Source organism: Pirellulales bacterium, from assembly GCA_019636335.1.
Lineage (GTDB): Bacteria > Planctomycetota > Planctomycetia > Pirellulales > JAEUIK01 > JAHBXR01.
In genome coordinates, this window is record JAHBXR010000002.1 from 69,757 (window position 1) to 94,105 (window position 24,349).

Consider the following 24,349-nt stretch of genomic DNA (forward strand, 5'->3'; position numbering starts at 1 on the left):
AGATACTCCCTTCGCGGCGCACCAAACGGAAGCTCGAGAAACACCGCAGCGCATTTTCAAGGGAAGCAGTCGTGGGTCATCAGCAGACGAAAACACATCGGCCGGGCAAACACTCGCACCATCAGATCGGGCTCGTCCGCGGTCAATTCGGCAACGTCCCCGAGGAGCAGTGGCTCGACTGGATCGCCGCCACCGGATTCGACGGCTGGGAAGAAGCGAGTTGGGAACTCGACCTGGCCCGCTGCGGCGACGACGCCGGCGCTGCCGCCTACGCCAAAGAGCGCGTCGAGAAGGCGAAGAAGCGTGGGCTCGAAATCCTGAGCATCGCCGCCCACCTGCAAGGCCAGGTGCTCGGCGACGAACCTTCGGCCAAAACGCTACAGTTCATCGGCGGCGAAGCGGTCGAGGCCTACGCCGCCTGGCGCAAGGCGGGAAATAATCCCCCTCGCACCGATCCCTTCTTCGTGCCGAGCGACGTCGCGGCGATCGCGCAGAAGCAGGCCACCACGGCACTCGTGAACACGGTGCGTCTCGCTCATCATGTCGGCAAGTTGCAGGATCGTGTGGTGCCGGTCTCCGGTTTCGTCGGTTCGCCGGCCCACTGCTGGAGCCACTGGTTTCTGTTCCCGCCCCTGCCGAGTTCGCTCGGTGGGCACCCGATCCCGAACGTCTACGAAGTCAGCCTCGAGTTGCTCGTCGAGCGGTTCTCGCCCGTGTTCCAGGCCTGCCTGCAGTACGGCACGACCTACGATCTCGAATGCCACCCCAGCGAACGGGCCATGGGCGATATTACCAGTGCCGGCGAATATCTGGCCGCCGTCGATAAAGCGGGGTTCGCCCAGGCAGCCGGCTTCAACTTCGACTGCTCGCACATGGAGTGGCAGGGGGTCTCGGGCATCGACTTCATTCGCGAGTTCGGCGCGCGAATTCACTGCGCCCACATCAAAGGGGTGCAAGTGATCGACGGCTATACCCGCAACGGCCGCCTGGGGGGACACCGCCCGATGGGCGATCGCCACAACGGCTGGAACTTTGTCACCGCCGGCACGGCGCGCGACGCCGCGCCGCTCGAGAAGATCTTCGTCGAGCTCAACCGCGCCGGCTACAGCGGCGGCGTCTCGATCGAGTGGGAAGATAACGACGTCGAGCAACACGCCGGCGCCAAGGCGGCGCTGGCCAACGTCCACCGCGCCGATCAACCGCCGAGCGGCATGCGGCACGACGAGCAGTTGAAGGCTTGAACATCAAAGTTCAAGCCAGGTTGGTTAGTCGCAGGCGCGATCCGTGCTCACGCACTGTGGCGCAGCGCATCCGATGCCACCGAGCCGGCACGACGCTCGCCCCGCAGGGCGGCGCGCCGATCGAGATGCTCCGCGGCCGGCAACGTGACGGCATCCGCCGCCAGATCTTTGATCGCGTGCAGGTGCGCGCGGTACGCGCCCTGCGTGAGGCTCGTCGTCAGGCCGAAGAGTCGACCCGCGAGCTGGCCACCAACCGCCGCCGGGTTGGGTAGAGCACGCAACGTTTCTCCCAGCACGCTGAAGACGTGGCCGGTCAGAGAACGCACCACGCCTCGCGCGGGCAGGTTGCGCCAGAAGGCACGCTCGGCTTCGAAGCCTTGCCGCAGCAAGCCTCGCGCTCGCTCTGCGTCGCGAGCAATCTCGGCCGTGCCGTTCAAGCGGCTGGCCGGTTCGAGTGTCGCCGTGTAGCCGGCCTGGCGCAGACGGACCGCCATCTCGGCGTCGGCCCAATGGTCGCCGGCGCCCGCGTCGAAGCCCCCCAGTTGATCGACGACGACGCTGCGACGATAGAAGCCGGCCAGGCGATGCGGTCCGCGCAGTCCTCGATGCCACCGCTCGACGGCGCTGGCGCCCTCGTCCCCCACGAGCGCCATCCGTCGGCCGCCGGCACGGTATTCGACGCCTGCCGCCCAGACGTGCTTCGTGTCGCACGCGTCGACGACGACGGGAGCGACCGCCGCCACGCGCGGATCGTCGAATTGTCGCACCGACGAGTTGGCCCAGCCTTCTTCCACCTCGAGGCCGGCTTCCATCACATGAATCACGCGACCCCGGCTTGCTTCGAATCCCAGGTTGACGCACTCCACCCAACCGGCGCGCGGTCGGGCCGCCACAAACTGCACCTCGTCCGCCAGGTCGTACGGATCGTCGTAGGAAGTGGCCAGCACGACGATCACCTCGCACGACGCTGGGCGGTGACTCAGCACCGATACCAGGGTCGTTTCCAGCCGTGTGACGTCGCCGAGCACCGGGATCACGATCGAAAGGGATGGCACTGCGCGTTCCCCCGGGTGTGCTTGAATCTGAGACTGCCCGCGGCTCAGGTAGGACATCGTTGGCCGTGGGTGGGTAAAATCCCTGGCAGTCAGAGGGGTGGCCGAAGGGAGTCAGCGTGCGGACTCGCACCGGGCTGATCGATCGGCCACTCTCTACCGTTTTTGTCGGCTGAAACGGCAGACGAAATTGACGCCAGCCGTGCTGGCACGCGGGCATTTGCCAAGGGGGGCCGTTAAGGTTTGCCTCGTTTTCCCCGGCTCGCCGACGTCGCTGCTAGCAGCCGCTACCGATGGGTGGCTCTGCTGGTCGCCCATCGAAGGGCGATCTGGTAGCCTTGGCCTGGTCTGTTGATGCCCCCCGACGTGTGCCCGGCCTGAAAGACCCTCCCGCGGCAATTTGGGGTAGCGTGCCTGGGGGGCCTTCGACGGAAGCCCCCGTTTCGACCTCCACGGAAACCCACGATGCCCGCCGTTCGATATCTCGTCTTCGACATCGAAACCGTGGCCGACCCCGAACTGGTGGCCAAGCTCCGCTACCCGGGCGAAAAGCTGGCGCCCGAGGCCGCCGTGGCCCGTTACCGCGCGGAGCTGATGGAGAAGTACGAAAGCGATTTTATTCCCTACACGTTCCAGACACCGGTGAGCGTGGCGATCGCCAAGGTGCGCGACGATTTTCGCCTGGACGACCTCGTCGTGCTCGACGAGCCGGAGTTCCGTCCTCACGTCATCACCGAACACTTCTGGCGCGGCTGGGAGAAGTACAAGCGTCCCACGTTCGTCAGCTTCAATGGACGCACGTTTGATATCCCGGTGCTCGAGCTGGCAGCGTTCCGCTACGGTTTGAGCATTCCTGGTTGGTTCAACCTCTATGCCAAGAGTTTTGAGCAGGCGCGCAATCGCTTCAATCTCGAGTCGCACATCGACCTGCAGGAACTGCTGACGAACTTCGGGTCGAGCCGCTTCAACGGCGGGCTGAACCTGGCGGCCAATCTGCTCGGCAAGCCCGGCAAGATGGATATCCAGGGGCACATGGTTCAGGACATGTACAACGAAGGAAAGATCGCCGAGATCAACGACTACTGCCGTTGCGACGCGCTCGACACTTACTTCGTCTTCCTTCGCACCCGCGTGCTGCTGGGCCAACTCTCGCTCGACGAGGAGCAGGGCATCGTCGGCGAAACCAAGGAGTGGCTCATCAAGCAATCGAAATCGAGCGCGGCGTACCGCGCCTACTTAGAACGCTGGGGGGACTGGGTGAACCCGAAGGAGAAGTAACGCACAAACGGTGCGATGCTAACCTGCGTTGAGTGTCGTCGCTTCGAAAAATGTCAGCGGGGACACATGAAAGAAGTCGGCCAGTCGCCCGCAATTCACCTTGCTGCACGAGCGCTTGCCGGCACGCATCTGGCTGATCGTGGACTCGGCGATGCCGGTTCTTCTGGCCACATCGCTCGCCGAAACACCATGCTCTTCCATCAGTAAGTTGAGCAAGTCGGCGAGCGCAGGGGGCGAGATCTTCTCCTGCTTGCTCTCGTAATCCTCGACCAGTTGCGTGAGCACCTCGAAGTAATCGTTCTCACCGCGATCTAGCCAGCGCGCGAGCAGCGTATCGAGCAAACGCTGCGCCGACTTTAATTGCGACTTGGAACGGATCGGAGCAAGCGGAAATTCGTCGATCAGCTTCAGATAGCCTGCGTTGCTCTTCTTGCGCGAGACAGTTGCCATCTTAGGTACCTCGCGAACGCTTGGCCAACTTGCGGGGTGGCCGCTCGTGGCAGCCACATTCGGTAGGCCAATCGCTCTTGTCGTATTCAGCGTGAGTCAGAATTCGCAGAACGTACAATCGCCTCGCTGCGTATCGGACGCGACCAATCAAGCGATGCGAGTTGCCGAGGTTGAAAACCACGCAATCGCCTACCTGATCGGCTTGGGGGAAAGACGCCACCAACTCCGCCCAGCGCGACCACTCGGCATGGACTGCCGTCAAATACCAGGCTCGCAAACGACCTTCCGTCGCGGGAAAGCGTTCCCAGTACTCACGTAGACGCGATTTGGAAACGATATGCACGCACGCCCCCCCCCTAACACTACAATCGTCCGACTATCAAGGGTACTTTACAAAATGCGAACTGTCGAGTGTAAGGGTTTACAAAATGCAAAAGTGCGCGTGACCTCTCCCATTCAACAGGCACCTCTCGACAAGCTTTGTCCGGCTCTTCGAAAGCTGCTCGAAGCGGAATTGGCGGCCGAACCCCGTAGTGCCCCCCTGTCGTGGTGATTCTTCTTCCTGTCCTGTCCACCACAACGGCACGAAGACACTACGCAAGTGCGAGGGAAAGCCGAGCAACTTCTTCACCATCCAATCCCCCGCGCTGCCTTCTTCAGCGGCCGCACGTCCACGGCCTCCGCCTCGACGGTTTGTCCGGCGGTCAGATCTCCTTCGTAGCGCACCACCACGGGCACCGGAATCGCCCAGACCCGTTTCGGGTGCGTGAGCATCGCCGTGTTGAAACTGCGGACGAAAACGGCCGCCTCGTCCACCGAGAGCCAGCCCTCTTCCGCCGCCTCGATAGCCACCGACTCGGGGGGCACATCGCTCCAGCGCTCGGGCTCCCATTCGCCAAAGCCCACGAGCCACACGCGGTACTTTTGCCCCCGTTCGCTCCCTGCCGCGACCATCATGTCTCACCCCGCTGTCTTGCTGGTGGCGTCTTTGCCCGAACCTGACCCAAAAGCGACCGGCGCCGCCCCCTCCTCCCAAATTCCTGGGAAAAAGCTTGACGCCGCGACTACGAATACTGTACATAAATACATTATACGGTCAACAAGAAAAGTGTATTTTTCTGCCACGCATAAACACGTATTTTGTGCGGTGCCCCCATGAGCGATTTAGCCAATAACTTGCGGCGGATCATGGTCCGCGACGGCCTGACCTTGGCTCAGGTGATCGAGCGCACCGGCCTCGACAGCCGCACGGTGCAAGGCCTGCTTCGCGTAGACGGCAAGCGGCCGCATGCCCGCACGCTCCACCGTCTGGCCGTGGGGCTGGGGGTGGCGGCCGATGAGCTGTTCCAGAATCCCGCCACGCTCGCCAACCGTAGTTTCGATCGCGAGTCGAACCCGGCCGTGGACGAGGTCGTCGAGCAGCGGGCCGAGTTGTTTCGCGATTGGGCTCCCTCCGATTTCGACGAGCTCTACAGTCGCGTCGGGACCGGCGGCGCGCTGACCCGCGAAGGGACGCTCGAGATCGTCGCCACGATGAATCGCAATCGTGAGGTTCACGAGAAGGTGGCCCTGCTGCTCGAGAGTGGTGAGGCCCAAACCCTCGTCGGCATCGTGCAGGTGCTCTACGACAAGGTTTCCGACGTCGAAGGCGCGTGAGCGTTCGCCAACTGCCTGTTCAAACGAGCTGACGCAATTGTTCCTCGAGCAGGCGTGGCAGAAAAACGCGATAGGGCGCGTCGGCCACGAGGGCTCGATAGCGCCGCCGCAAGTAATCCTCCCCCGTGGCTCGGTCGCCGCGGATATACCGGCCATGATCGCGCGTCACGACGTGCGTGACCTGGCCGTCGTCGAGGCCGAAGTAGTTCACCGGATGATGGCGCCGCCAGACAACCAGCGTCGGCGTGCTCGTCGCGGCGGCGACGTGCCCCGGCCCCGAGTCGATGGCCACCATCGCCGTGGCGCGCGCGATCAGCGCCGCCAAGACGCCACCATCCCCGGTGCCCAGCCCTTGCCACAACCGGTCTTCAGCCCCGGGGCAGGCGACGAGTCCCTCGCGTACCAACGAGCTCCTCGGAGGCGTCTCCCAGTCGAGCACCACCGGCGCTAATCCACGCCCCCTTACGACGGCCACCAGCTTGCGCACCATCTGCTCGTCGAGGTTCTTGCCCCCCCGGGCGCTGTTCCCCTGGTAGTGCAGAAGCACGATCGGTGCGCGCGCTTCCACGCGACCGCACAACTCTCGCAGGTATCGATCCACTGCTTGCCGAGCAACATCGCTCGGCGTGATCTGGTAGCGGCACAGCCGTTCGACGGGCGCCAGCGCAAACACCTCGCGCAGGCATTTCTCGGCCTTCGTGCTGGGCGAGTCGTGGTAGGTCTGGTCGGGCTCGTCCCAGGGTAGCGTGCGATCGAACGCGTACGTCGCTTCGAGCGGCGGCATCGCATCGAGCCGCAACGTCTGGCGGCACAGCCCCGCAAACAGCGAATCGGCCCCGCGCTTGCACGCCACGTCGATCGTCCAGCGGGGGCGCAACTCGCGCAGGTGCAGCAGCACCGTGGTCAACTGCACCGCATCGCCAAACCCGTGCGGAAAGCGCAATAAGAGCTGCGCCTCGGAAGAGGGTGGCTCCAGTGCGGTGTCTCGCGGCGCGAGAGACGCTCGTCGCCGTCGATACGGAAACCAGCGATTGAGCTTTTCCTGGCGCGCGGCGCAACCGCAGCCGGGCCGCTGCTTGATGCCCCAGCGTGCCAGCAACTTCGCCACCGTATCGCCCAGGCCGCGCGAGCGCTGCGCGGGATCGCCGCTCGAGGGGAGGGAAACGAGCTCGCGTGGTTCGACCGTGCGTACGCCGCCATCGATCCGCATACAACCGGCGCACACGCCCGACCACACTACCTGGAGTCGGCTGTGTACCTGCGGATGCGAGCAGCGCCACACGGGCAGCTCCTCGTCGACGAGGCGATGCGTGCAGGGTTCCATCGGTTGCTCCGCGGTAAACGTGACATGGCTACGAGACTTCACGGCGGGGTCACGGAGGGGCGATCGCGGTGATCGTGCAGGTTGCCCCGCCGGCAGCGCATTTGGGCGTAATCACGAATTCCACCACGCCGCCACTGATGATGAGCGGAAAGCTGCCGAGGCAGTCGGGGGGACCGTCGCTGCCAAAGTCGTGCAAGAAGGTCATGATCGGCTCGCCCGTGTCTTCGTTGCACTCGCCCGTGCTCGACAATTCGACGTAGACGAGATAATGCCCGGCGAGATCTCCCACCAGGGGCCGTTCGAAGACGAGGCGCAGCAGCGCGAAACAACTGTCGTCGTCGCGGCAGACGCCGGCGATCTCGAGCCCCGCCTGGCAGTAGGTGTTCCCCTCGACGGTGAGCTCCGCGAGCGGCCCCAGCACGTACGATCCATCAAGATTGGCGCAAGTGCGACCGCCGAGACAGAGCCCCGTGCCGGTGGCGATCCCCGCCAGGTCGACGCGGTAATACTGCGACGTCACCGCCCCCTGACAGATGCCGCACACCGTGGTGCCCAACGAGACGCTGCTCGTGCTGGTCGCGCTGCTGCCCGGCGGCTCGCTCGACGTGCTGCCGCGCGAGCGTTGGCAACAGCAGGGATATCCGCCGGCGAAAGCAAGCATCCCGCCGGCGCGCGGCCACCGACCGGCCTCGAATAGTGGAAGTCTCGCGCTCAACATGCCAGTTGCACGATCTCCCAGCGCAGGCTTTTGGGCGAGTAGTACGCCCAGAGGCGATCTCCCACCAGCCCATTCTTGTCTCCCAGCGAATCGAACACGTCGAACTCGCAACCGCCAAGATGCGTCCACAGGCTGTTGACGAAGACCAGCGGAACGGCCTTGGCGCTGCTGCCCGCCGAGAGCTCCGTGGTCAGCTCGCACAACTCCCAACGGGGCCAGCTCGTGAGCGAGAGGTGCAACCCGCTCGAATCGACCTGGCACCGCAACGGCGCCGCGGCCGAGACTCGCTGCATCTGCCGCACGGCGCGCACCAGCGTGTTGGCCCACTCGGCCGTGATCGGTTCGCCCGCGCGCACTTCTTCCAAAATCATCGAATGCTGCCTGAACCGATTACGGTTCGAACGTGAAGAGTTTCATGAAATCGAACGCGGGATAGGGCGCGTTGTGGTCCAGATCGGCAATCTCGAGCCAGTGCTCTCCCGCATGCGCCGCGCCGCGATAGAAGTGGTTCCAGCCGAACAGCAGGTCGGGCGAGCTCGTCGAGGGGACTTCGCGCACTTTGAAGCGATAGGTCAGCTTCACCAGCACGTCCCCCGCAAGCTGATTCTCGAGGGTCGTTTCGGCCCCCAGAAAGAGCACGGTGCCGGCCGCGTGATTCAGGAACGGCGCGTCATTTACCTTGCCGCGCGCGTCGCGAATGGCATCCCACGGCGCGAGCTCGATCGGCACCTTCTCCCAGATCTCGGTCAGCTCTTCCGTGGGCAGCAGCTTGCCCAGCACCATGTCGCCGTCGAAGGGCGACTCGTCCTCCTTCCATTGCATCGCGCAGCCAGGCAGCGTGGCCTGTTCGGACCCCACTTCGCTCTGGCTCGTGAGAAATGTCCCGGGGGGCACCTCGGGCTGATGCTTGCGCTTCTGCCGATGGTTGTTGTGCAGCGGGATCGTGTAGCGCGCCGTGACCAGCGCGAACTCGGGCAGGTTCGTATTCCCCACGAGCGAGCTCGAAGCGCTGGTCACGATCTTGTCGGGCGGAAAGGGGTCGAGATCCACATCACGACAGATCGCCTGCGGCACGCCCGGAAAAATCGCCGGCTCGCTGAAGACGAACGTGCCGTCGATGTTACGGTAACCACCCAACAGCTCGACCGCGAAGTCGATCGTGTCGCTCCACGCGATCTTGAACTCGCGGGTGGCGAAAAAGCGGCCATCCGCAATGCGAATCCGCGGCGAGCCGACAAGTTCTTCAAAAGCTATAGGCATAGATGAAACAAGTGCTCGTTACGTTGCGTACCCCTGACCCCTGACCCCTGACCCCTGACCCCTGACCCCTGACCCCTGACCCCTGACCCCTGACCCCTGACCCCTGACCCTAACTCGGCATCGTCAGCGCCCCGTTGCCGCTGAAGGCCAGCGTGTAGCCCACGGCCTCCCCCGTGTTGATGTCGACCAGCAGGCTGACCGAGTCGATGATCGCGTTGCCGGTCGCGCTGTCGGATCCGTCGAGCTCGAGCACGAGTGCCGCCGACTGTCCGACCGTCGGCACGATCGCCGCGTCGTACTTGGCGGTGAAGCTGCCTCCCCAGTCCTTGACGCCCGCCACGCGCTGCCGATATCCCCCGGTCGAAGAGCTGGCCCAGGCTGAATTGTGCGACGTATGGGTCAGCGTCCAACCGGTGACTTGCAGGACCTCCGCCGAGTTGAACGTGACCGAACCGTCTTTGCCGCTGATGACTGCCATCGATCTGTTCCTTTATGCGCTCGTGCCCAAGAGGGCGATCTTGTAAGTTACGCTCGTGGCGTTCGGATTCGTGATCCGCAGCACGTCGCTGCTGCTCCCGGTCACGGTCCAGCCATCCGTCTTGTTGGCGAGATCCAGGCCAGCGACACACTCAATTCCGCCGTCAACGTGTCTGTCATCCCCGTACCTCAGTTCGCTTGTTTTCTTCAACTCGCCACGGGCAGGGCGATGCGCGCGAGATAGTTCGCCGTGACCGTCCAGATGCCGTCGGCGGCCAGTTGTTCCTGTTCGCTCGTCCCCTGCATCACGAGACACGTGCCCACCTCGAGTGCAAAACCCTGCCGATTGAATGGTCCGCGCAGCGCCTCGGCAATGGCCTTGCCCAGGTCGAGCTCGGCCGCATAGATCTCGAACCGCACGAGGATCTCGGTTACCTCGGTGTGGCTGCTCGTGCGCAGGCGTGCGCTTTCTCCCTCGCGCACGAGCACGACGTAGGGCAGGGGGAGATCGCCGCGCGCCGCGCCAGTCAAGACACGCTCTGCCGGCGCGAGCGCCGCCAGTGCCGCGGTGGCCCCCCAACGCTCGTGAATCGCCCCTTCGAGACTCATACGGCGCCCCCCACGTTTCCACCTCCCAGCGGCCAGGGAGTTTGTTCGGCCAGGATGACGAACAGCTCGTCGATGCGCGACGGTCGCTCGAAGCCCAGCACGTGATAGATCTCGCTGCCATGCATGATGCGGTGGTTGGCATCGACCGCCACTTCCTCGGCCAGGTACACGCGGTAGCGCCGCGGCACGCTGCGCAGGCGGTGTTGCGTGGCAATCGCCGAGCCTTCTGGCTGCACGCGTGCGCGAAGTGGCGCGAGGTAATCGCTCCAGCTTGCTACGAGCGCGCCGGCCTCTCCTTTCGTCCAGGCGGCCTGCTGAATCGTGATCACGTCGGTCAATCCACCGGCCAACGACAACTCGCGCGACCAGCACGTCCAGCGCTGGCTCAGCGTCTCGTGCGACACGCCCAGCACCCGCCAGATGCGCCCCGTGGCGTCGAGGATCGTGCCCCCCACTTCGGGTTCCGTCTCGACCGCCCCACTTTCGAAGTGCCAGCGCGTATCGGCCTGCGTGTAGAAGCCGGCCGAGGGGGCCGCCTCACGCCGCGTTACGCTTCTTCGCAGCGCCCGCGCGATCGCCGTTTCGTGCAGGCCGCTGCGCGAACGCAACACGATCCCTTCGAGCGCATCGAACGAACGGAAATCGTCGGCCACGTCGAGCTCGATCGTCATGGACTGAACCCCTGCGAGTGGATCTCGAACGGCTCGCTGCGCGCGAGTTGTTGATCGCACCATTCGGCGCTGGCCTGTAACTGTCGCAGATAGTCGCTCCACGAAACCGACTGGCCGTCGATCGCGTAGCTCGGTTTCGGGTTCTCGGTAATCGCCGCGATCAGCGCCAGCATCTGGCTCTTGATCGTGGCGATCGTCGCCTGGTCGCTCATGTAGTCGTCTCCTAAAGCGTCAGCTCAGACCGTACTTGGTCTGCAGATACTGCTCGATGGCCTCCCGGTCGGCTCCGCCGAGCGGCGTGCCGTAGATCAGCAGCTCGGCCAACCGTAGCGAGTGTGCCCCCGTGGGGGAACCGACGAGATTCTCGGCCCCGAGAAAAGGGCTTTCCGACACGGGACTGGCAATGCTCGACCAGGTCGATGCGCTCATGTCGACCGTGGCGGTCTCGATGCCATCGACGTAGCTCGTCAAATCTCCTCCCCGCGTCATCACCGTCGCCAACAAATGCCACTCGGTCTCGCCATCGTCCAGCGAGAGCAGGGGTGCTTCGTAATACTCCGCGTCGATCCACGTCGCATGCACCATCGAACCACTGCTGGGCAGCGTGGCGGTAAAGTAACTTTGAATCGGGAAGCTTGTCCTCGCCCCGAAGGGGCGCCGCGTGCCGGGCGGTCGGCCATCGGCAAACTTCAACACCATGAAGTAGCTGAGTCCATCCGAGAACTTCCCCGTCATGCGCGTCACGGCGAGGTAGTCGTCGCTGCCGTCGAACTCCACCAGCGGTAAGCCATTCACCCCGTTCAAGCGGAGCAGGGGACGCCGATCCGCCGTCCCCTGCAACGCGTGATATGCTCCCGCCCCCCGGTTCTTCCAACCTCCCACCGGGTCGCCATCGACCAGCGCGGGCGTGTCGAGACCCGAGCTCTGAAACAACGACGCCGCATCGTCGGCCGCCAGCCACAGCACCAGTCCCGCCACGCTCGCCGGCGAGAATCTCTCGGCCCGCGTGAACCAGCACGGAGTGCCGTACTGCCTGGTCGCCACCGGTTGGTGCATCGCTCGCCCGCGCATCACGCTTCCTTTGCCACAGAACTCGATTCGCTTCACAGCACTAGATAAAACACCTTCTGCGTGCCCGAGGGGGCGCGGAGATGGATCTTGCTCGCGTCGTCCACCGCCACGAACAGCCCCTCCCCCGCGGAGAGCGGAAATCCGTCGGTGGCATCGGCCGCGTCGGTCGTGACGTCGCTGTTGCCGACGTACACCTCGGCCGAATTGTCCGCGGCCGCTTTGAGTTGCACGCCGCGCGTCCCCTTCCGCGACGTCGCCACCAGCGGCACCGCCGTCGTGCCGATCTCACTCTTGCGGCCATGGTCGAAACCGTGAACCGTATCGTCTCCCAGCCTGGTCATCGCATCGTCCTTCTTGCAGGGTGAAGTCGCGTGCCGCGCATCAGCCGGTCGATTTGACGACGTAGCGCGGGTTGATTACGGCCGCGGCGCCGCGCTCGCTGGCCTTGAAACGCACGACGATGTCCTGGCTGAACTCCGCCTCGCTGTTGGCCGGGGCCTGCGTGACCGTGATCGGCCAGTTCTCCATGTAGGCGAACGCCTTGCGGAAATCCCCCAGGAACCACCACTTCTTCGCGTCGTCGGCACTCACGCCCGAGACCACGATCCGCCGATACGCCAACCGGCTTTCGTGGACCTGGTAGTTGCCCAGCGGGTTGCTCGCTCGCGTCGTCGTGGCGGCGCTGGCCGGCTGGTAGTCGATCTCCACGGCGTTGAACACCCGATGGGCCGCATGGCGATAGGCCGGCATCACCAGCACGCTCGTCGCGCGGACCAGAATCGGCTCACCCGTGGTCGGGTCGAGAATGTCGGCCAGGAGCTGTTCCGCCCCGTCGACGTCGGTCCAATCGATCAACTCATTGCCCGACTTGACGTTGATCCAGGGCGCGCTCGCCTGGTACGTGTCGTAGCTGGCGCCGTTCCACTTGTAGTTGTTCGTCACGCCGACGAGCAGATCGAGTAGCCGCTTCTCCTTGTTCAAGCCCAGGATCTCCCCCACCTCGGCCGCACGACTGAGCACCAGGTGCGTGCGATCGAAGAAGATCGCCTCCTTGGTCACCGGCACGATAAAGCCGCGCTTCGTCGTGGAAGGGGTCTCGATGAAATCCTCGCCGAAGCCCAGGCTGGGATAGGGCATGCCCGGGTGTACTTCTCCCGTCGCGTCGCGCACCCTGCCCACGCCCGGAATTTTTTCGCCATCGAAGCGCGTGGGAATCGTCTCCACGAGCTTCGACATCACGAACGCTTCTTGCTCGTACGCCTCGAGGATCTTCGAGTAGACCACCTGACCGGTGATGTTGAGAAACGCCGTCACGTCGACCCCATCCCCCGCCTCGAGCAGCCGCACCGAGCCCTCGCCGCGCGGATCGAGCATCCGCACCCATTCGCGCCCGTCGGGCACCAGCCCTTCGGCCAGATCGCGAATGCTGAAATCCTCCGCCCGCAGATGCTTCTCGCGCAGCGCCTCGGACAATTGCCGCACCGTCCGCTCCGCCCCATCGAGCTGATACCGCCGCTTCAACTCCCGATATTTGATCGCTCCCACCGTGAGGCTCCTCTTTGATTTGACTATATTTCTTGAACTGTTTCGGTGTTTCACGGAAAGCAGGAGTAGCACCGATCATTTTGCGGTGCGAGTGGACTACTCGATTGGCCCGAGTCGCAAAGTGATCGGTGTTGCGCAGCAACCAGAGGATGAGTGTTGTATCGCGATCGATAACCTCGATGCCGGCACCACCCTCTGGTCGCTGCGCGACATGGACGTCCTTCCGACTCCACCTCCTGCTGGCCAGCCAGCCACACGCGGAAGAACGTCTGCTACCCACGCACTTCCCCGCCGCGTCTCCTTCTCGCTCCGCGTCTCTGCGTGAGACCCTCTCTCCATCGACTAGGCCATCGCCTGCGGGCCACCCGCCGTCACCGTGCCGACCACTTCCACCAGCACGCTGGTCGTCGCCATGGGGTAATCTTTCACCACCCGGCCGATCGCCAGGTTGGGGGTCGCCACCGCGATCACCTGCTGGTTCTCGAGCGCGGTCCCGCCGGCGTTGTCGTCGACTCCCACCAACGTGCCCAGCGCGAACGTCGCCGAGGCGCAGACGAACTCGAACACGCCCGCCGTCGCCACGCGGACGCGATTCGTCGCGCCGGCGGGACTGCGCTGCATCGCCACCCCCAAAAACTCGTCGTGGAATGCCTCCTGTGCGGCCGCCAGCGTGGCGTGCGTACCGGGGATCGCCCCCGTGTCCGCGGCCGGTTTCGGGTTGTTGCTGTCCGAGGCGTCCTGAAACACGAGATCGCCGATCTCGAGCACCGTCGCCGACGCGACGTCGTTCGACACCACCGGTTTCGTATCGCCATATCTCCAACGCATCGTGTCGGCCATCGCTGGTCTGCTCCTCTGCGGTCAAGTGAATCGTGTCGAAGTAAAATGGCTCTGTGCCTGCCACGCCGCTGCATCAACGGATCGCCAGGGCGAACTGCCGCGCGTCGAGCGCTTCGTCGCGCTGCCGCTCGAAGAAACGTTGTTCGCGCGACTGCGGTTCTCCCGCGCGCCGCCGGCGCGGTGCCCCCGGACCGAACACCTCGCGTACCAGCCGGGCCCGATCGGCGACCATCTCGCGGACGATCCGCTCGTCGGGCGCCTGCTCGAGCGCCTCGAGAAACCAGTGGCTGACGATGGTCCGGGCGTGCTCCCCCTCGTTGGGGCCCGGCAACTCGGCCTCGCTCAGCAGACGCTCGATCAGCTCGCGTCGCGCCGTGCGGGCTTCCACGGCCTGCAAGCGTTCGAGCTCGCGCTGCATCTCGGCCGTGTCGTCGGCCGCGGTGGCGCGAATCTCCTCGACAAGGTCGGGCCGCCGTTCGACCAGCAACTCGACCGTCAGCTCGCTCCACGCCACGAGCTCGTCGTCCCGCGGAGCATCCGTGGGTGGCTCGCCGGCCAGATCCTCGCCTGGCGCCTCTTCCGCCTCGAACAGACCGCGCGTCGTCGCCGGATCGGCCACGAGGTCCACGCTTTCCACCTTCGTGATCGCTTCGACGATCAACCGATTCCCCTCGCGGTTCGTGCGGGCCAGCACGTTGTGCGAGAAGCCCACGTTCTCCGGCGCGTGCTCGGCGTCCCAGATCAACTGTTCGGCCAGCGCGTGTTTCGGGTTGAAGTGCAGGTCGCCGAACAGGCCTTCACCGGCGCGGACGACCGTGCCGCGGATTACCCCCAGGCGGTCCTGGTACTCGCGCGGCGCCGCGCTGCCGGCCCGTGCGTGGTTGACGTTCACCTTCGCGCCGTCGTAGAGCGAGACCGCCCGCAACAGCGCCTCTTCGCGATAGCGGCGGCCATTCCGCGATTCGAGTCCCAGGATCTTCACGCCCCGAATGATGCCGCGCTCGCGATCGACCCGCACCCCCACGCCGCGCGAATCGACATACTCCTGCAACGACTGTGGCATGGCTGCCTTCTCCCCATAAAAAAACGGAGCCCACCCGAAACGCGGTCGTTTCGAGTGGGCCCCGTTCGATGCCGTACCTGGCGTGCGTCCGTCGCGATCTTCGGATCGCGCCGCGTGCTACGCCCTGGCCCGTTCGGATACCCGGATTATTCAGTCGCGAGTTACTCGTTACTTCTCGAGCCGCTCGACGCGGCGCCGCACGTGTTGAATCGTGCCATCCTGCACGCACACCTCGACAGCCGCCGTGCCGTGGACGCCGCGCTGCAACATCTCGGCGAGCAACTCGGCCCAAACCGTTTCGGCCTGAGCCACACGCTTGCGATTCGTCTCACTCGTGTGCGTCAGTGTCATGATGGTGAGAGTACCGCGGCCGGTGGCCGATTTCCACGCGACTTTTTTGGTAACCGTTCACGCCCCGGGGAGTGAACGGTTACGCGCCCTTAATGCTCGATCGTCACGCTCGAACATCTTGACCAGTTGATTCAGGCCTTTCCAGAAGAGCCGATTTCGTATCGCCCATCCGAGTAGCTTCAAAGTGATCGCGTGCATGTTCGATGCAGAACCTCGCACCAAGGCCAAATATTCTGGTACAATTGAGGGTGGTATCTTCACGTGTCGCGCGAACAGGTAAACCAGATGCACACCGTAAGCCTTGACGTCGCGAAGGCTCAATTGAGCGAGCTCATCCAGATCCTGGCCCCTGGCGAGGAGTTAGTCATTGTCGAAAAGGGTGAACCGCTGGCGACGTTGGTTCGCGCTCATGCACAGCACTGGCCCTGTCGCGCCGGCAGCGCGAAGGAAACAAAGCACTGGATGGCGCCTGATTTCGACGCTCCCCTGGAAGAGTTTCGGGAGTACATGGGATGACGAGCTTGTTGCTCGATGCTCATGCCATGTTGTGGTTCCTGTGGGATGATCCCCAACTCTCCACGTCCGCTAAGGCACTCATCGAAGAAGCAGACAACCGCAAACTCGTCAGCATCGCTAGTTGTTGGGAGATTGCCATCAAGGTGGGGCTGGGCAAATTGGACTTGGGAGAATCTTGCAAGACATTTCTCCCACGCGAGATTGCGCGGAATCACTTTGAATTGATTTCCATCACGCTCGCGCATGCAACGATGGTTGAAAAACTGCCGAATCACCATCGCGATCCGTTTGATCGATTGCTGATCGCTCAGGCCCAGTTGGGCAATCTCACTCTCGTCAGCGCCGATTCCGAATTCGATCGCTACGGTGTAACCCGCGCTTGGTGAGTATTACCATGCGGTATGGCACCCCGGGCCGCGTGCAGCGCCAGGTTCGCCTGCTCCTGGTCGTAGTCGAGCCCGCGCTGCTGGCTCCACGTCTGCGGCGAAAGAATGCCGTGCTGGTGTTCGATTGCCCGGATGCGCGCTTCCTCGACTTGATTGCGCACCGACAGCGACGGCGTGCCCACCTGGATCTCGACGAGCTCGAGCACCTCTTCCGGCAGTCGTCCCGCCCGGGCCGCAGTGCTGACTACCAGCCGCATCACGTCCAGATCCGCCTCGACCTGCTCCGCCTGCAAGCGCTCGAACATCTTGACGGCCGGCCCTTCGGCCACCATCGTCGAAGAGTAGTTCGCGTTCGAGGCGTCGGACGTGAGCATGAACTCGGGCATCACCAGCCGACTGGCGATCGCCCGCAACTCGGCCTGCAGGATCATGACAAAGTTGCCCGCTTCGATTCCCGCGGCCGGAAAGTCGTACTCCACGTCGCCATAGGCGTCGAGGATCGTCCCCGCTCCATAACGCCGATAGCTCGCCGTGCGGCCACTGGCGCCGCGCGAGACCGTTGCATCGGCCTGGCCGCGAACGAACTGCTCGACCGCCGTGCGCGAGCCGCCGCGATGCTTGCGGATCAGCGCGATCGCCGATTGAATCTCGGCCACGACGCTCATGTTCCGCAGAATGCGCTCCGCGCGACGGAGATTTTTTCGCACCGGAAAGAACAGCGGCAGTCCGCGCTTTACGTTCGCATCGACATTCGCCTTGCGGTGCTGCATCTCCTCGGCCGGTACTCTTTCTCCTTCGACATAGTAGCACCGCACCTGCTCGACATCGTGCGGGGCGGTCTCGATGCCGAAGCTCACCGACTCATCCGACAGCAGCTCGTGCGGGGTCGAGACCTGTCCCGGCTCGACGAAGCGGACCCGCGTCGTGCCGTCGTCATCGGCGAAGAATCGCAAGAATGCCTCGCCGTCGCGGTCGCGCCGGCGGACGATCTCCTGCTGCCGGCAATGCCAGGCATTCTCGCGCACGAACTCGTCGAGCACCTCCTGGGCCTGCGCCGCCAGACGCTCCGGCACGGCCAGTCCCTTCTTCGGCGTGGCTCGGTAGGTGTGCCCCGTGCCAACGATGTAGCTCACCCGATTCTCGTGACCATTGATGGCAAACTCGTTCGTCGTCGCCAGCAGGCGGCACTCGTGGCGAATCTCGGCCAGCTCCTGCTCGTTGCGAAAAGCAAGCTCCGTGGCCAGAACCGCGTTCGTCATGCCCAACGGCAGCCACCGCTCGCCATCCTCGCCATGAAACGGCTCGGACGGATCGACGAAGCTGGCATACAACTCGTCGAACGCCTCTTGCAGGCGATGTTCCCAACGGTCCAAGGTCGTACGCATCGTCGGTCCTCTCTCTAAGTGAGTTGGTTTCCCAATCCAGCAGTGGCGGGTGGCACGGACGTTCTTCCGCGAGCGGCTTGCTGGCCAGTGGGAGGTGAAGTCGGAAGGACGTCCGTGTCGCGCAGCGACAAGAGGGTCGTGCCGGCATCGAGATTACCGATCGCGATACAACACTCATCCTCTGGTTGCTGCGCAACACCGACCATTTTGCGACTCGGGCCAATCGAGTAGTCCACTCGCACCGCAAAATGATCGGTGCTACCCCTGCCCACTAAATCAATCGGTCTCCAAGTCCATCGGGCGAACCGCGCCCCGCGAGCAACTCGCCTGCCAGCCGCAGCGCCATTTCGAACGCGTCGGGACCGTCGTCGTGAGCCCCCAACGGAAAGTCGCGCAGTTGGTTGACCAGCAGTGCCGTCGCAGGGGAGTGGCTTTTGAATCGCGCCGCGCGGCGCGATAGATACGGACCCAGCCGCCGGATGCGCACCCGTTTGTTCACGCGGTTGTCCAGCGTCCAGATGCGCAGCGGCAGCCCCTGCCGTCCGAAGGCCTCGGCGAAGTCGTCGCCGAGCAGCTCCTGAAACTGGTTCGACTCGACCCCGAAAGCGTCGGGTAGGAAACGCCGGCACAACTCCACTCCGTCATCGACCATCTGCGGCGTGGGGCGCCGGTCGAGATCGGCCTCGACGTAGAGTGTCCCTTGCCGATCGATCCCCAAGACCACATAGGCTGAATAGTCCCCCTTCTCGCCGTCGCGCCCCTTGCTCGGGTCGAGCGCGATCGTCTTGACCAGCAGATCCTGCGGCCAGTCGTCGAACCAGATGCCCGCGTCGAAGTACGAGGCCGGCCACTCGCACAGCTCGGGATTCAGCGGCGAATTCTGCTTCTCCCGCTCGAACGCCGCCCGTCCGCTCTCCACGCGCATCTGCATCAGCCGGTAAAGATCATCGACCTCGGGCCACAACACGGTGGCCCCAGCCTCCATCCGCGGGCGATGCTCTTCGAAGAACGCCCGGGCCGCCTCGCGGCGATCCTCGCGCGCCGGATCCGTATAGAGGGCCTCCCACGCCTCCCACAACTTCATGTCGTCCGGCCAGTTTTCGATCGCTCGGAAGATGCGCGATGTCCAGCCCGGATTCTCGTGCAACTCGAGCGCGAGCGCCTCGCGATGCAGCGCCGTGGCCAGGTTGACCACGTTCGTCTGCCGGGCGCCCGCCTTGAGCAAGGTGCCGTGAAACCATTGTCGCGCCCGCTCGCGTCCCTCGGGCGTGGCCACCTGCTGGTCGTTCTGCAGATCGTCGCAGACGATCAAGGTCGGCCGATGGTGCATCCGCCGCCGGCCGCGCACTTTCTGTCCCGTGCCGTAGGCCTCGATCGTCACGCCATTCGAGAGCGACAAGACATCGCTCCGCCAGATGGCGCCCGGCCGTGTCGACCAGCGATAGACCTTCCGCAGGCGGCGGTTGTGTTCCAATTCTGCTCGCAGGTTGGCCAGATGAGTGCAGGCCTGGCTCTGCGTGTCCGAGACGATCCAGATGTACGGCTCGCGCCCCTCGACCGCCGACCGCAGCACGTAAGCCAGCGTCACCAGCGTCGATTTCGCGCTGCCGCGGGGGCCGAGCACATTGAGCTTCGTCCCCTCGGCTCGATGCCAGCCGTCGAGCTGCTCGGCGACCCAGACGTGCATGAGCGAGGGGGCAGAGCGCACGTGGCGCGGTAGAAACTCGCGCGCCCACGCCAGCAAGCCGGGCGAGTCGGGACGCGGCGCCGTGCCGTGCCCCTCGACGCGCATCTGTTGCGTGCCGAGCATGCCCAGCAGTTGCCGCGCCACGTTCGCCACGGCAGGCAAGGGCACGCCAGCATCCAAAAACGGCGCCAATTTCGAGGAAGATTCAACCACGGAAAAATCTCACCACTGCCCACTGCCCACTGCCCACTAACCCCGCTGCTCGATCTCATCCAACAGGTCGTGCAACTCCGCCGCGGCATGCTCGCGCTGGGCGACATCGCCGAGTTGCCCCAAAAGCAATGTGGAGAACTCCGACAGCACACGCGACAATTGCTTGCCCGTCAGTCCGTCTATTTTCCGCGCGCCGTAGCGCTCGGGATAGCGCCGCTCGAGTGCCCAGGCCGAGGCCCGCCACTCCTTCTTGCCCGCCGCGCGAATGTTCTCCAGATGCGCGAGCTCATGTTTCGATTCCGCCTCGGCCAGTTGCTGGCGAAACGTCCTGCTCCGCGCGGCGAGCTCGTCGATCGCCGCGACCCGACAGCCGATGTAGCTCGCGGCGCAGCTTCGACTGCACCCCACGGCGATGATTGCGCAAATCTGAGCGCGCTGGTGCGAGCTCAGCACTCCCCTCGTCGGCGATTCGGCGCGGACGCGAGGCTTCTTCCGTGGATCCTTCTCGGCTCGTGTTCCCATCGTCACTCCCGCCGCGGTACTCGAACGAGACCACGCTTCGCATGCCGGTGCCCCGATAGTTCGCTAGGTCGATGCTCGCGCGCGAGCCCGTCCTCTTGACCCGCACGATCCGCCAGCGCCGCGAATCGCGACAGTGCGCGATCATGCCCGGATGTCCCGTCGTCACGAAGAATCGTTCACCCTCCGCGAGATACTCCTCTGCCAGTCCCTCGACCACCCGCGTGCCGATGCCGATGCCCTGATAGTCGGGCAGCGTCACCACGCGGCTCAAACGCCACTTGCCGCGCGAGGCGATCACCGGCAACACGGCACAGAACGCCACCGGCTCTTGCTCCCACAGGGCCAGATAACAGCGCGCGCCGAACGAGAGCTTGCCGCTCAGATAGTGATGACGCGCAAAACAGTCCCACGCACGGCGGCCGCAACGGACCAGCGCGAGCCGAACGCGCGGCCGCCGAAGACGCCCCCAGGTCAAGCGCCGCGTGGCCATGTCGAGCACCCAGTCGGGCTCCAACCATTCGGCCACGTCATAATGACAAGTCACCGCCACGAAACGGCACGCCGTGCGCCCCGAGCGAATCGCCTTGGCAATCGCCGCCGCACCCACCCGCGCCACGTTGCGATCGACCACGCTCGTAAACTCGTCGAACGCCACGATCGGGCGCTCGATTTCCAACCTCCCTTCTTCGTTCGCACCGCAGCCGACCGCGAGAGCCCGCGCCAGATCGCAACGAAACCGCTCGCCGCCACTCAGCACGTGGTACGGCTTGATCCACGAAGGGGGGGAGCTGAACCCCACCGCCGTGAACAGCCCGGTGATCTGCTTGATCGGCAATTGGCCCAGGCCATCCACGACCGCGCGGTCCGCCGGCCAGTCGCGCGGCGTGTAAAGCGCCTCGCCAAAGGCCCGCCGCGCGATCGTGCTCTTGCCGCTCCCCGACGGTCCGACGATGAGGCCGATTTCCCACGGTTCGTCCGCGCCAGGCACGTCGACCGAGAACGTCTCCGTCGCCTTCTCGGCCAACGGCACGTCGAACATGCCCGCCACCTGCTCGACGCGAAACGAATCGAACACCGGACATTGCACTACAACGTCAAGACGCGGCACCGATAGCCCTCCTCGCGCATGCGCTCGTAGACTCGACGCTGTTCCCCCTCATCGTCGCATTCGATCGCCACCACGAAACTTTCCGGCACCACCGGCGTCTCGGGTTCTTCGTGTCGAGCGGCATCCAGCACCGACGGTTCGTCGAGGATCGATGCCAGCACGTTGCCCAGCGCCTCGCTCTCGAGTTCCAACCGAGCGGACAAGTCTCCCAGCGCCACCTGATCCGTCTCGGCCAGGGCGGCCAGCGGATCGAGCAGGGCCAGCAACTTGTCCGCCTCGGACTCCTCCAGGTCGAGCACGAGCACGGGCACCTCGTCGTCCGCCGCCGTCTCGGCCCGCAGATGCCCATCCACCAGCTCGAGCGAGCCGTCGAGCAACTCGCGCGCCAGCAGCGCATCGGCAAAGCCGACCTCGTCGAGCATGGCCCGCAGCGCCGCGCGCTGTCCGGCCGGATGCCGCCGCCAATTTCGTGGATTCGGCCGCAAAGCCGCAGCGGGCACGCGACGAAGCTCCTTGATGCGATCGCGAAACATGAGGTTGTAATTCCTTCGGACAGTAAGCCAATCAGATGGACAGTCCACCGGCCTGTGCGTTTTCGAACCCGGCTTCAGCCAGGCGGCACAGGCGATCGGGCCTGTACCGCCTGGCCTGCGAGCTACCGCACGCGCGTACGAATCGTCACGCGCGACGAAGCCCGCATCGGCGCCAGTCGCGATCGGAATACAGTCGAACGACGCACCACCACCCCTTCCGAGTGAGCAACCACGCCGCTCGCCACCACCGACGGCGCCACGACGTAACCCGGCGACACCACCACCGCCTGGGGCACGAACGTCGGCGCCACGCCCAGGAACGATACGTCCGCCTGCACGACCTGCGCCGGAACCGCCACCTCGGCCGACGCGCACACCGGCGCCAAAGGACAACCCATGGCCAGGTCACCTACGACGCCACTCATCCACAACGCGATCAACGTCAACAGCGTTTTCATGCTCGTACTCCTGGTTAAGAAAGTGGACTGTCTCACGTCAGCCGGCCCCGGACTTCACGCTCCCGTTCAATACAACAGCTCGCGGGGCGGTGTCGCCCATTCGCGCAAGGCATCGATCTCTTCCTCCGTCAGCGTCGACGTCCCCTGCGGCATGCTCCCTTCGGTCACCGCGTCGAGGATCGCCCGGCGCGGCAATCGTTCGACCAGAGCGCCCTCCGGCTCGAACAAGCGCAACTCTCCCTTGGCCGTCGGCCCGCTATGACACGCCGCGCAGTGCGTTCGCAATACGTCGGCCGCCGAACGTGGGGCACGTGGTGTTGCTCGCCTCTCCCTGGCCGTGGCTGGCGATACCTCGGCGGCCAACTCCACGCGCCGTGCATAGAACACCACCGGTTGCGAGATGACGGCCACCGGCACCGCCACGGGAACCGCAAATGGCACTACGGCCAGCCCGGCATCGACTTGCACCGCGACGTGTCGACCGACCGATCGCCGAACGATCGTGCAATCCGCCGCGCTGGCGCTACAGACAAGCCCCACGACCATCAACGCGCCCCAATATTTCATGGTTTTTCTCCCGCGGCGCGGAGCGCCGCTTCTGCAAACGAGGCCACCCATTGCTCGCGCTGCACGCTCAAACCCGCCTGCAACGCGAGCAACACCGGATCGGTCGATCCACCCAAAACGTCCGCCAGATCTTCCAGGGGCACGCCGAGCTCGCGCGCCGCGCGTGCCGGCGTCACCAGCGCGTCGCGATGGTCGCGATACATCTCGGCGAGCCAGCTTGCCACCTCGGCGGCGTCGCATCCGCCGGTGGCCGCCGCGACGGCCTCGGCATAGTCCTCACGATCGCGCCGCAACTCTTTTTCCAAAGTCGATCCATAGAAGGCCGCCAGGCGATCGGCGTCTTGCGTACGCTCCGCGAACAGGTCCACACCACGCTCGGCCAGGTGCCGCTGGTCGTTGGCAATAGGACGCAGGCCCGACTCGACGTGGCAGCGCACGCACGATAGCATCGGCGCCACGATGCCCGGTCCGTGCGGATCGCTCGTGTCTTTGGCCACCACGTCGGGCACGGTCTCCTGCCGCGCGCCTTGCCGATCGTTCAGGCTGAACAGGTGCAGGCCATTCCGTTTCGTGGCGATATGTTCCGACGCATCGAACTCGAACGCGAACGGATGGCGCAACGGATCGCGCTCCGGCGTGCTCCGCGCGACGTCGTACGTCTGCCAGGTGCCCCCCAGCGGTCCCTGACGCCGCACCACGCGTCGCACCTTCTGCGTGATGTCGGAACGAATCATGTTCGCCCCGCGATCGGCGTGCAGCGTGCTTACCGTCTTCAAATCGATGCCCAGCGCCGCAAACCATTCCGTCTCGGTGCGCGGGATGCCGGCGAAGCGGTAGTAGTGTCCGCCGTCGAGCGTCGTCGATACCCGCGCCACGAAGAAATCGGCCCGCAGTAGGGCGCCCGCGCTGCGCGTCTTGGCCCGCAGCGCCTCTCCCGCCTCGAGCCCCACCCAGCCCCCATCGGTGAAGACCTGCTTCCGCTTGCCGCTTGCCGGGTCGAGCACTTCGCTGCGCAGATGCCAGTAGGGATCCTCGCTGGCAAGCAGCTCCCACGCCTCGGCCGGCAGCCCGTAATCCGCCAGCGAGAAACGCAACAGTCCCCCGCCACGGTCCGGCACGATCGTGGGCCGCACGATCCGATCGCTACGGCTCACGCTGTTCAGCACGAACGACACCACCGCATGAGTCTCTGCCCAGCGCTCGCGCGGCAGGTTGTGCAAGCTCAGGTAGCGCGTCTCGCGCCAGTCGACCCGAGGCACATGCGTCTCGAGATCGGCCAGCACCGCGCGCAGCTCGTCGGCGGGCGAGACGTGCTGCTTCGCCGACACCATCGCACAGAGCATTCCCAAGACCATCGCGGACAACGTG

At 64.7% G+C, this 24,349-nt stretch carries 30 protein-coding genes; 5 read left to right on the forward strand and 25 right to left on the reverse strand.

Annotated elements, in window-relative coordinates; translation table 11 throughout:
* Positions 1-71: 71 nt before the first annotated feature.
* Positions 72-1,241, forward strand: coding sequence for a sugar phosphate isomerase/epimerase (locus tag KF708_02470; protein MBX3411556.1), 1,170 nt, complete (start codon positions 72-74; stop codon positions 1,239-1,241).
* A gap of 47 nt (positions 1,242-1,288) precedes the next feature.
* On the opposite strand, the gene KF708_02475 is transcribed toward KF708_02470, so the two are convergent.
* Positions 1,289-2,296, reverse strand: coding sequence for a glycosyltransferase family 2 protein (locus KF708_02475; protein MBX3411557.1), 1,008 nt, complete (start codon positions 2,294-2,296; stop codon positions 1,289-1,291).
* Positions 2,297-2,758: 462 nt separating this feature from the next.
* On the opposite strand from KF708_02475, the gene KF708_02480 reads away from it, so the two are divergent.
* The gene (locus KF708_02480) at positions 2,759-3,571 is read left to right on the forward strand and encodes a 3'-5' exonuclease (GenBank protein MBX3411558.1); all 813 of its coding nucleotides are present in this window, start codon (positions 2,759-2,761) and stop codon (positions 3,569-3,571) included.
* 18 nt (positions 3,572-3,589) lie between these two features.
* On the opposite strand, the gene KF708_02485 is transcribed toward KF708_02480, so the two are convergent.
* The 3 genes from KF708_02485 to KF708_02495 form a co-directional block, all read right to left on the reverse strand.
* A complete protein-coding gene (locus tag KF708_02485; protein ID MBX3411559.1) occupies positions 3,590-4,021 on the reverse strand; it encodes a helix-turn-helix domain-containing protein in 432 nt (143 codons plus the stop codon).
* A gap of 1 nt (position 4,022) precedes the next feature.
* On the reverse strand, positions 4,023-4,298 hold the full coding sequence (locus KF708_02490) for a type II toxin-antitoxin system HigB family toxin (GenBank protein ID MBX3411560.1): 276 nt from the start codon (positions 4,296-4,298) through the stop codon (positions 4,023-4,025).
* Positions 4,299-4,648: 350 nt separating this feature from the next.
* Positions 4,649-4,978 (reverse strand): hypothetical protein, encoded by a 330-nt coding sequence (locus tag KF708_02495; protein ID MBX3411561.1) that lies wholly within the window; start codon positions 4,976-4,978, stop codon positions 4,649-4,651.
* A 198-nt stretch (positions 4,979-5,176) separates the two neighbouring features.
* Here KF708_02495 and KF708_02500 point away from each other — a divergent pair, with 198 nt between their 5' ends.
* On the forward strand, positions 5,177-5,677 hold the full coding sequence (locus KF708_02500) for a helix-turn-helix transcriptional regulator (GenBank protein ID MBX3411562.1): 501 nt from the start codon (positions 5,177-5,179) through the stop codon (positions 5,675-5,677).
* Positions 5,678-5,696: 19 nt separating this feature from the next.
* Here KF708_02500 and KF708_02505 read toward each other — a convergent pair whose 3' ends face one another.
* The 14 genes from KF708_02505 to KF708_02570 all read right to left on the reverse strand — a co-directional run bounded on the left by KF708_02505 (position 5,697) and on the right by KF708_02570 (position 15,606).
* Entirely contained in the window at positions 5,697-7,001 is a 1,305-nt protein-coding gene (locus KF708_02505; protein MBX3411563.1) for a hypothetical protein, read from the reverse strand.
* A gap of 49 nt (positions 7,002-7,050) precedes the next feature.
* The gene (locus KF708_02510; protein ID MBX3411564.1) at positions 7,051-7,662 is read right to left on the reverse strand and encodes a hypothetical protein; all 612 of its coding nucleotides are present in this window, start codon (positions 7,660-7,662) and stop codon (positions 7,051-7,053) included.
* A gap of 50 nt (positions 7,663-7,712) precedes the next feature.
* Positions 7,713-8,090, reverse strand: coding sequence for a hypothetical protein (locus tag KF708_02515; protein MBX3411565.1), 378 nt, complete (start codon positions 8,088-8,090; stop codon positions 7,713-7,715).
* A gap of 19 nt (positions 8,091-8,109) precedes the next feature.
* Positions 8,110-8,979 carry a hypothetical protein gene (locus tag KF708_02520; protein ID MBX3411566.1) on the reverse strand — a complete coding sequence of 290 codons (870 nt, stop codon included), beginning with the start codon at positions 8,977-8,979 and terminating at the stop codon, positions 8,110-8,112.
* Positions 8,980-9,088: 109 nt separating this feature from the next.
* Positions 9,089-9,457, reverse strand: coding sequence for a hypothetical protein (locus KF708_02525; protein ID MBX3411567.1), 369 nt, complete (start codon positions 9,455-9,457; stop codon positions 9,089-9,091).
* A gap of 206 nt (positions 9,458-9,663) precedes the next feature.
* On the reverse strand, positions 9,664-10,065 hold the full coding sequence (locus KF708_02530; protein ID MBX3411568.1) for a hypothetical protein: 402 nt from the start codon (positions 10,063-10,065) through the stop codon (positions 9,664-9,666).
* Positions 10,062-10,736 carry a hypothetical protein gene (locus KF708_02535; GenBank protein MBX3411569.1) on the reverse strand — a complete coding sequence of 225 codons (675 nt, stop codon included), beginning with the start codon at positions 10,734-10,736 and terminating at the stop codon, positions 10,062-10,064. Before KF708_02535 ends, KF708_02530 begins: the two co-directional genes overlap by 4 nt.
* Positions 10,733-10,948: a hypothetical protein gene (locus KF708_02540; protein MBX3411570.1), complete on the reverse strand. Its 216-nt coding sequence runs from the start codon at positions 10,946-10,948 to the stop codon at positions 10,733-10,735. The genes KF708_02535 and KF708_02540 overlap by 4 nt, the downstream gene beginning before the upstream one ends.
* 19 nt (positions 10,949-10,967) lie before the next feature.
* A complete protein-coding gene (locus tag KF708_02545) occupies positions 10,968-11,807 on the reverse strand; it encodes a hypothetical protein (protein MBX3411571.1) in 840 nt (279 codons plus the stop codon).
* 32 nt (positions 11,808-11,839) lie between these two features.
* Complete coding sequence (locus tag KF708_02550; protein ID MBX3411572.1) at positions 11,840-12,148, reverse strand: hypothetical protein; 309 nt, start codon at positions 12,146-12,148, stop codon at positions 11,840-11,842.
* Positions 12,149-12,188: 40 nt separating this feature from the next.
* Complete coding sequence (locus KF708_02555) at positions 12,189-13,352, reverse strand: hypothetical protein (protein MBX3411573.1); 1,164 nt, start codon at positions 13,350-13,352, stop codon at positions 12,189-12,191.
* 342 nt (positions 13,353-13,694) lie between these two features.
* Positions 13,695-14,192, reverse strand: a complete 498-nt coding sequence (locus tag KF708_02560; protein MBX3411574.1) for a hypothetical protein — start codon at positions 14,190-14,192, stop codon at positions 13,695-13,697.
* Between the two features lie 73 nt (positions 14,193-14,265).
* Positions 14,266-15,255, reverse strand: a complete 990-nt coding sequence (locus KF708_02565) for a hypothetical protein (protein MBX3411575.1) — start codon at positions 15,253-15,255, stop codon at positions 14,266-14,268.
* A gap of 168 nt (positions 15,256-15,423) precedes the next feature.
* Positions 15,424-15,606: a hypothetical protein gene (locus KF708_02570; protein MBX3411576.1), complete on the reverse strand. Its 183-nt coding sequence runs from the start codon at positions 15,604-15,606 to the stop codon at positions 15,424-15,426.
* Positions 15,607-15,867: 261 nt separating this feature from the next.
* Here KF708_02570 and KF708_02575 point away from each other — a divergent pair, with 261 nt between their 5' ends.
* Together KF708_02575 and KF708_02580 are read left to right on the forward strand one after the other, a co-directional pair.
* Entirely contained in the window at positions 15,868-16,122 is a 255-nt protein-coding gene (locus KF708_02575; protein ID MBX3411577.1) for a DUF2281 domain-containing protein, read from the forward strand.
* Positions 16,119-16,508, forward strand: coding sequence for a type II toxin-antitoxin system VapC family toxin (locus KF708_02580; protein ID MBX3411578.1), 390 nt, complete (start codon positions 16,119-16,121; stop codon positions 16,506-16,508). Before KF708_02575 ends, KF708_02580 begins: the two co-directional genes overlap by 4 nt.
* On the opposite strand, the gene KF708_02585 is transcribed toward KF708_02580, so the two are convergent.
* The 7 genes from KF708_02585 to KF708_02615 form a co-directional block, all read right to left on the reverse strand.
* Positions 16,484-17,893 carry a phage portal protein gene (locus KF708_02585; protein MBX3411579.1) on the reverse strand — a complete coding sequence of 470 codons (1,410 nt, stop codon included), beginning with the start codon at positions 17,891-17,893 and terminating at the stop codon, positions 16,484-16,486. The genes KF708_02580 and KF708_02585 overlap by 25 nt on opposite strands.
* Positions 17,894-18,164: 271 nt before the next feature.
* Positions 18,165-19,748 carry a hypothetical protein gene (locus KF708_02590; GenBank protein MBX3411580.1) on the reverse strand — a complete coding sequence of 528 codons (1,584 nt, stop codon included), beginning with the start codon at positions 19,746-19,748 and terminating at the stop codon, positions 18,165-18,167.
* Positions 19,749-20,079: 331 nt separating this feature from the next.
* Positions 20,080-21,423, reverse strand: a complete 1,344-nt coding sequence (locus tag KF708_02595) for a GNAT family N-acetyltransferase (protein ID MBX3411581.1) — start codon at positions 21,421-21,423, stop codon at positions 20,080-20,082.
* Entirely contained in the window at positions 21,402-21,956 is a 555-nt protein-coding gene (locus KF708_02600; GenBank protein MBX3411582.1) for a ParB N-terminal domain-containing protein, read from the reverse strand. The genes KF708_02595 and KF708_02600 overlap by 22 nt, the downstream gene beginning before the upstream one ends.
* A 122-nt stretch (positions 21,957-22,078) precedes the next feature.
* Positions 22,079-22,414 carry a hypothetical protein gene (locus KF708_02605; GenBank protein ID MBX3411583.1) on the reverse strand — a complete coding sequence of 112 codons (336 nt, stop codon included), beginning with the start codon at positions 22,412-22,414 and terminating at the stop codon, positions 22,079-22,081.
* Between the two features lie 66 nt (positions 22,415-22,480).
* Positions 22,481-22,981 (reverse strand): cytochrome c, encoded by a 501-nt coding sequence (locus tag KF708_02610; protein ID MBX3411584.1) that lies wholly within the window; start codon positions 22,979-22,981, stop codon positions 22,481-22,483.
* Complete coding sequence (locus KF708_02615; protein ID MBX3411585.1) at positions 22,978-24,345, reverse strand: hypothetical protein; 1,368 nt, start codon at positions 24,343-24,345, stop codon at positions 22,978-22,980. The genes KF708_02610 and KF708_02615 overlap by 4 nt, the downstream gene beginning before the upstream one ends.
* Positions 24,346-24,349 lie beyond the last annotated feature (4 nt).

Bases quoted from the DNA above. Each gene is read 5' to 3' on its own strand.
- KF708_02480 (MBX3411558.1), top strand. From the start codon at position 2,759: ATGCCCGCCGTTCGATATCTCGTCTTCGACATCGAAACCGTGGCCGAC.
- KF708_02485 (MBX3411559.1), bottom strand. From the start codon at position 4,021: ATGGCAACTGTCTCGCGCAAGAAGAGCAACGCAGGCTATCTGAAGCTG.
- KF708_02495 (MBX3411561.1), bottom strand. From the start codon at position 4,978: ATGATGGTCGCGGCAGGGAGCGAACGGGGGCAAAAGTACCGCGTGTGG.
- KF708_02500 (MBX3411562.1), top strand. From the start codon at position 5,177: ATGAGCGATTTAGCCAATAACTTGCGGCGGATCATGGTCCGCGACGGC.
- KF708_02505 (MBX3411563.1), bottom strand. From the start codon at position 7,001: ATGGAACCCTGCACGCATCGCCTCGTCGACGAGGAGCTGCCCGTGTGG.
- KF708_02510 (MBX3411564.1), bottom strand. From the start codon at position 7,662: ATGCTTGCTTTCGCCGGCGGATATCCCTGCTGTTGCCAACGCTCGCGC.
- KF708_02515 (MBX3411565.1), bottom strand. From the start codon at position 8,090: ATGATTTTGGAAGAAGTGCGCGCGGGCGAACCGATCACGGCCGAGTGG.
- KF708_02520 (MBX3411566.1), bottom strand. From the start codon at position 8,979: ATGCCTATAGCTTTTGAAGAACTTGTCGGCTCGCCGCGGATTCGCATT.
- KF708_02525 (MBX3411567.1), bottom strand. From the start codon at position 9,457: ATGGCAGTCATCAGCGGCAAAGACGGTTCGGTCACGTTCAACTCGGCG.
- KF708_02530 (MBX3411568.1), bottom strand. From the start codon at position 10,065: ATGAGTCTCGAAGGGGCGATTCACGAGCGTTGGGGGGCCACCGCGGCA.
- KF708_02535 (MBX3411569.1), bottom strand. From the start codon at position 10,736: ATGACGATCGAGCTCGACGTGGCCGACGATTTCCGTTCGTTCGATGCG.
- KF708_02540 (MBX3411570.1), bottom strand. From the start codon at position 10,948: ATGAGCGACCAGGCGACGATCGCCACGATCAAGAGCCAGATGCTGGCG.
- KF708_02545 (MBX3411571.1), bottom strand. From the start codon at position 11,807: ATGCGCGGGCGAGCGATGCACCAACCGGTGGCGACCAGGCAGTACGGC.
- KF708_02550 (MBX3411572.1), bottom strand. From the start codon at position 12,148: ATGACCAGGCTGGGAGACGATACGGTTCACGGTTTCGACCATGGCCGC.
- KF708_02560 (MBX3411574.1), bottom strand. From the start codon at position 14,192: ATGGCCGACACGATGCGTTGGAGATATGGCGATACGAAACCGGTGGTG.
- KF708_02565 (MBX3411575.1), bottom strand. From the start codon at position 15,255: ATGCCACAGTCGTTGCAGGAGTATGTCGATTCGCGCGGCGTGGGGGTG.
- KF708_02570 (MBX3411576.1), bottom strand. From the start codon at position 15,606: ATGACACTGACGCACACGAGTGAGACGAATCGCAAGCGTGTGGCTCAG.
- KF708_02580 (MBX3411578.1), top strand. From the start codon at position 16,119: ATGACGAGCTTGTTGCTCGATGCTCATGCCATGTTGTGGTTCCTGTGG.
- KF708_02585 (MBX3411579.1), bottom strand. From the start codon at position 17,893: ATGCGTACGACCTTGGACCGTTGGGAACATCGCCTGCAAGAGGCGTTC.
- KF708_02600 (MBX3411582.1), bottom strand. From the start codon at position 21,956: ATGTTTCGCGATCGCATCAAGGAGCTTCGTCGCGTGCCCGCTGCGGCT.
- KF708_02605 (MBX3411583.1), bottom strand. From the start codon at position 22,414: ATGAAAACGCTGTTGACGTTGATCGCGTTGTGGATGAGTGGCGTCGTA.
- KF708_02610 (MBX3411584.1), bottom strand. From the start codon at position 22,981: ATGAAATATTGGGGCGCGTTGATGGTCGTGGGGCTTGTCTGTAGCGCC.